General features: G+C 29.7%; 9 protein-coding genes. 6 read left to right on the top strand and 3 right to left on the bottom strand.

The window, feature by feature from the left end:
* Positions 1–230: 230 nt before the first annotated feature.
* The 6 genes from M3Z80_RS09835 to M3Z80_RS08735 all read left to right on the top strand — a co-directional run bounded on the left by M3Z80_RS09835 (position 231) and on the right by M3Z80_RS08735 (position 3,451).
* Complete coding sequence (locus M3Z80_RS09835; protein ID WP_366519876.1) at positions 231–416, top strand: TetR/AcrR family transcriptional regulator; 186 nt, start codon at positions 231–233, stop codon at positions 414–416.
* 334 nt (positions 417–750) lie between these two features.
* Positions 751–978: an HPP family protein gene (locus M3Z80_RS08755; RefSeq protein ID WP_293919234.1), complete on the top strand. Its 228-nt coding sequence runs from the start codon at positions 751–753 to the stop codon at positions 976–978.
* Positions 979–1,067: 89 nt separating this feature from the next.
* Positions 1,068–1,250: an HPP family protein gene (locus M3Z80_RS08750; protein ID WP_293919233.1), complete on the top strand. Its 183-nt coding sequence runs from the start codon at positions 1,068–1,070 to the stop codon at positions 1,248–1,250.
* A gap of 39 nt (positions 1,251–1,289) precedes the next feature.
* Entirely contained in the window at positions 1,290–1,745 is a 456-nt protein-coding gene (locus tag M3Z80_RS08745; protein ID WP_293919232.1) for a cupin domain-containing protein, read from the top strand.
* 280 nt (positions 1,746–2,025) lie between these two features.
* Positions 2,026–2,202, top strand: a complete 177-nt coding sequence (locus tag M3Z80_RS08740) for a hypothetical protein (RefSeq protein WP_293919231.1) — start codon at positions 2,026–2,028, stop codon at positions 2,200–2,202.
* Positions 2,203–3,070: 868 nt separating this feature from the next.
* Complete coding sequence (locus M3Z80_RS08735; RefSeq protein ID WP_293919230.1) at positions 3,071–3,451, top strand: helix-turn-helix domain-containing protein; 381 nt, start codon at positions 3,071–3,073, stop codon at positions 3,449–3,451.
* A gap of 138 nt (positions 3,452–3,589) precedes the next feature.
* Here M3Z80_RS08735 and M3Z80_RS08730 read toward each other — a convergent pair whose 3' ends face one another.
* The 3 genes from M3Z80_RS08730 to M3Z80_RS08720 form a co-directional block, all read right to left on the bottom strand.
* A complete protein-coding gene (locus tag M3Z80_RS08730) occupies positions 3,590–4,069 on the bottom strand; it encodes a nuclear transport factor 2 family protein (protein WP_293919228.1) in 480 nt (159 codons plus the stop codon).
* Between the two features lie 11 nt (positions 4,070–4,080).
* A complete protein-coding gene (locus tag M3Z80_RS08725; protein ID WP_293919226.1) occupies positions 4,081–5,211 on the bottom strand; it encodes an NAD(P)-dependent alcohol dehydrogenase in 1,131 nt (376 codons plus the stop codon).
* 17 nt (positions 5,212–5,228) lie between these two features.
* The coding region (locus tag M3Z80_RS08720; RefSeq protein ID WP_293919225.1) for an alpha/beta hydrolase at positions 5,229–5,980 on the bottom strand (752 nt) is incomplete at its 5' end.

Genomic DNA, 5,980 nt, shown 5'->3' with positions numbered 1-5,980 from the left:
TATATTGGCATTTTTCTATTGAACATCATTTTGTTTATTTTCAACAACATTTAAAATAATATTACTTGAAAAATATTGATAATTATTATTCAACTTAATCAAAACACTTGATTTTATGGGGGAGGTAAGACAATGTATAAAAACAAAACAATACATTACCAGCTATCTTTAAGATTTAAAATTTAGATCTCTCTCTAATAATAGCCCAAAAATCTGTCTATCATTTATAAATTAGTTTTATCTTTACTTCAAATTATACAGAAAATATAACGTTAAAGGAAAGAATTTTAAATGTAACAACACTATTATTTCATCATCATGGCTGTAATAATGAAATAATAGAAAAAGCAAATGTGGCAAAGACAAGTTTTTATCAACATTTCAAATTTAAAGAATACTTGGCGTTGAATATTTAGGTTCGAAGGACTAAAGCAGTACACAAATGAGAAGGAAGCAATAATTGAAATTGTTATATCTATATTTGAATGTATAAGATATATGAATGAGGAAGAAAATTTCAGAGAATGTTGTTTTTTAAAAATGTTAACAAAAATACAAACAGATAACACCCGAATTTTTTTGTACTATTCAATCACATAAGACTGATCTTCTAAATTTTTCATAGCTGAAAAAGAAAGCCTTTATCATTTCTATTTGAAGCTTGTATTATTAAAAGTTAAATATTGCACTCAAAAAGTATAAAGAAGAGAAATATACACAACTTATTTAACAAATATGAAAAAATATTTATTGAAGTTCATAAGTAAAGAGAAAAGTCCTTTAAAAGTTAATTTCCACTTTTCATTATTTTCAGGAATTGGAGGATTTCTAGCGATTGCATCTATTTCATTATTGACAAAAGAAACAGCTATACCATTTATTATGGCTCTATTTGGCGCTTCATGTGTCTTAGCTTTTGGTGTACCTGATAGCCCTCTTTCGCAACCTCGAAATATCATCGGAGGTCAGGTCATATAATATCATCAATTATTGGGATACTTATATTGATGTTACTTGGCAACGAATGGTATTCTATGTAATTAGGTGTTGGATTAGCCATTGCTATTATGCAATTGACTAAAACTACACATCCACCAGCAGGAGCAGATCCCCTTGTAATTATTACTGGAGGAGCTTCATGGAACTTTATAATAAATCCTGTATTATCAGGAGCAGTGGTTTTAATGATAGTAGCATTGATATTCAATAATCTCAGCAAAACAAGAAAATATTCTAAATTCTGGGTTTAACAAATTAATTACTTAAATATAAACTAACAATTAATGAAAATGAAAAATATTGAAGTTATTTCAAAAAACGAAGGTTATACAGCAGTTAATATCGGAGAATTAGATAAGCTTACAGAGCACTATCTTATTCATCCTAAAACAAAACAAAAAATTGAAGGAAAAGTGTTTCTAAAAGATATAACAAATGCAACAGGAACTGAAATTTCATTTTCAACTCTTCCTCCCAGAACTGAATTATCTTATTTCCATATCCATAAGGAAAATGAGGAAACTTATATTATAATAAAAGGATCAGGTGACTTTCAAGTAGATGAAGATTCTTTCCCGATAAAAGAAGGTAGTGTTATTAGGGTGGCTCCTTCGGCAAAGAGGGGATTGCGCAATTCATCGGATGATACTATGATCTATATTGTAATTCAATCTCAAAATAATTCTTTAAATCAATATTCTTCTGATGATGGCGAACGGGTTCCTTGTGAAATAAGATGGAAATAATCAAAAATAATAAACATATGAAATCAGGATATTTAAAAATATAAGATATCGGTTTTTAATACATAATAAATTGTTATATAGATTTTTATCTGAAATGTAACTATAACAAATTATGCTTATGAATAATCTACTTAAAGCCGAGTTATTCGATTTACTAAAGAATAACTCGCAACAAGTAACAAACCGAAAAATGTAACTAGACTATGAAAATTTTATCGTAGAAATAGCTTCTCTTAACTAATCCGACAAAGATTATCAATTCATCTATAGGAGCTTAAGCTTGACTCTTATCGAGTTCCAGTCATTGCAAGCAGAAATTTCGTACAAGCAGGCGGGAAATGCGTTAAAAAATTGCTATTTGCAGAAAATTATTTCTGTAATTGATTTAGAATTAACATTACTAGAGGCAAGATTCATTCATCCTGAGCGATTCGTGAAAGATCAGACCTTACAATAAGATATGTATATCATCCCTAAGTCGATGGACTTGGGGATTGTTGCTTTGGCGAAGATTATTCGATTTCAATTATGTAAAACCTACTCTCTCTAAAAATTATTTATTAAATTCAGTTTTTATACCAAAGTTTGTCATTTTAGTTTTAACTTCTCCGAAGATGGTTCTTTCAATTAAAGAGAAATTACCAGGTTTATTTTTCCAAAACTCGAGATACTGTTTAAAGGTATGGATATCATATTGTAATCTTTCAATGTTATTATCAAGTGTACATCTTTCAAAAAACTATAATTATTAATAAATAAAAAATTATTTTGATTCAAATAACAATCCAAATATTTTATATTTTTCTTATCATTAAGAATAATGTTATTTATTGGATTTAATTTTTAGCTCCCTGAAAGAAAATCGAGAAATTTAATTAGATGAAATTTGAAAATGAGAAAAAGTTATAACTACTTTATTAAAAATTAGAGATTGATTTTTAGAGTTCTTTATAAAAAAAGTGTTTATTAATTTCACGCTCTTTAAATTCTATATTGCTTGATTTTTCAGATAATTCTCTAATTAGTAATATTAATTTCTTTTCCCCGATAAAATGCAATTAATAAAAGATAAATCAATATAGCTATCTATTTCTACAGTTAAACAATATTTTTCCATACTTATTTTTACGAATTACTCCCAGATAATTTTTAGCTTCTTTACATAGTTATTTGCTTTTTTTACTCATAACACAACACTTTGAAGCAAAAAAATATAAAATAAAGCTATATCGTATTGATAAGTCCTTTATATTATACATTTTTACTGGTAAAATACAGGTCTCTTTTTATCAGATTTTTCTTATTTTTGCTAAAATTCTTTTGTTATGAATACAGATACAGCACCTAATAAAAAAGTACATCAGGGAAGAAATATAAAAAGATTAAGAGAAATGCTTGGAATTAAGCAAGAGTCTTTAGCTTTTGATTTAGGTGTTAGCCAAGCAACTGTTTCAGATTATGAACAAAAAGAAGCATTAGATGAAAAAATATTAGAGAAAGTTTCTCAGGCATTGAAAGTTCCTGTAGAAGCCATTAAGAATATGACTGATGAAGCAACAGTAAATTACATTAATACTTTTAATGATAATGCTAATTTCAATAACTACGGTTGTACTTTTAATCCTCTTGATAAAGTTATTGAACTTTATGAAAGAATGATAAAAGATAGAGATAAATTAATAGAAAAGTTATCTAAAAGTAGTTAAATTAACAATCTAACTATCCTACATTTTAATTATTAAATGTCATAATTTTTTATTTGTACATATCTACATAGCTTTTTGATTATTTATTTCCAATCATTTATTTTATTCTTTAGATTTCAAACTAAATCAATAACAAGGCTATCTTTTTTGCTGATTGTTATCTAATAATTTGGTAAATGAAAGTACCGCTAATTTCCATTCATTTTCGATATGTATGTATATTTCTGTAACCATAAACGGATTGACCACTTCTTTACCCCCAACAATTGCTGTGAGAACTATTTGATCTAAAACAATAGCCGTATTGTCAACAAAACGTACAGATATATCTTTTATCTCAGCTTGTTTATAATGTATGCTTCCGTTTTCAATGGTATTTAATTCTTGATTTTTATTCATGGTTCCTCCCATATGCACAAATACAGATTTTTCATGAAAGAGATCGTTTAATAAATTTATATTTTTATCCGACATCCATTTCCACTTTTTTCGAGATAAATCAATAAGTACTTTTTCAGTATTTTTATCATCGTTTTTTTGTTGTGCATAAGATTTTTCAACATTCAATAATATCCCTACTAAAAAGAGTAATATTGTCATATAATTTTTTCTTTTCATACTATTTTTGTTTATTTTAAAGTTTTCATATCAATTACATAACGAAATTTTACTTTTCCATCTACTATTTTATTATAAGCATCATCAAGAGATCGTCCGTCGGCATTTATAATCTCAACTTCAGGGTAAATATGATTAGCTACCGAATAATCTAACATTTCTTGGGTTTCTGCTATACCACCGATCAACGAACCATACACCTTTCTATTAGGATTAAAAATAAATGAATCTAATGTTATTTGAGGCATATTCTCATAGGAGGGTAAACCAACGATCGCCATTTCGCCCCCCATTTTTAACATTTTCATATATATCACAGGATTGTATTTAGCCGGAACAGTACTAATGATGAAACTAAACTGATTTTCAAAACCCTTTATTTCTTCAAGATTTGTAACATTTACATATAGCACCGCTCCCAATCGCATGGCATCTGCTCTTTTTTCTTCTGAAATATCTAATACTGTAACTTGAGCTCCTAATGCTACTAAATATTGTACGGCTAAATGTCCCAATCCTCCAAAACCTACCACAGCAACCTTATCCTCTTTCTTTACTTTGGAAAAATGGATTGGGGAATAAGTGGTAATTCCGGCGCAAAGAAGCGGGGCCACTCTTTTTATATCGGCATGGGAAGGAATTTTTATAGCATGATTGGCTGACACCACATATTTGTTGGCATATCCTCCTTGTGTAATTTCATTGTTGTTAAAATAATCATGAGATCCATAGGTGCCTACCATTCCTTTTTCACAAAATTGCTCTAATCCGTTTTTACAATTATTACACTGTCCGCAAGAATTGATTATACACCCTATACCCGCATAATCTCCTACTTTAAATTTAGTAACATTCTTACCTATTTGTATAACACGTCCGGCTATTTCATGTCCACCCACAAAAGGATATTTCGTATTTCCCCATTCACTCCTTCCCATATGTATATCGCTATGGCAGATTCCTGAATATAGGATATCAATAAGAATATCGTTATCCCCTATTGCATGCCGGCTAAATTCATACGGTTGGAAATGCCCGTCTTTAGAAAAAAGTGCAAGACCTTTTACCGGAATTCTTGTATTTTGTGAGAATAATACTGATGAAATCATCACTATCGTCAATATGTTTATTAATTTTATCATGAATAAGAATTTATAGTTTAATTTAACTTTTTATCATTTAGCCAATCTGAAATTAAATGGGCTATTGTCAGATTGTTCAAATCAGACATAATAAAATGGGTATTGCCCTTTATCCCTATTTCCGGCAAATGTATAATACTGACATCTCCCCCATAAGCATTTACTATTTCAGCCCATTTATTGGCGGTAGCCAGTACATCTCTCCAGAAATTTTCGGAATAGGCTGTTGTTTTTTCTATGGGAATATAATCACCGTAAAAAATTATAATAGGGATTGTAGTCAATTTTAAAAATTCATCTAAGGGTATGCCCTTACCTCCCCTATTATTTTCATGTACTTCTCCTTCAGGGAAGCAAAATCCTCCGGGCTCAATAGCTACAATAGCTTTTACATGATTATTTTTAATTGCAGTTTTCCAGCCCAGTATACCTCCTGCCGAATGGGTAAAGAAAATCCCATCACCCGATTTATTAAATACTGCCGACAAAGCATCCACTACTTGCGTTTCCTCAATGTTACCGGTGTTAGGAGTCATCATACGAAAGAAATTTTCAAGAGATTGGTTGTCTTTGGGAAATTGTACCCCATCATAGAATTTAGGATACCGACCGATACGAAACTGAGTAAACCATGCCTGATCATCAGGTTTATCAGATATCCCTACAGGTTTTGTAGTCTGGCCTGCCTCTCCGCGTCCCGGTTGGTCAACAAGATATATACTATAACCTTTTCGAAGAAAAATATTAGAAAAACCTTCTCTTCCATCAG

The organism is Apibacter sp., from assembly GCF_025291155.1.
Taxonomy (GTDB): domain Bacteria; phylum Bacteroidota; class Bacteroidia; order Flavobacteriales; family Weeksellaceae; genus Apibacter.
Note: the sequence above shows the minus strand (reverse complement) of the source record. Positions and strands in the feature narration are given on the sequence as shown.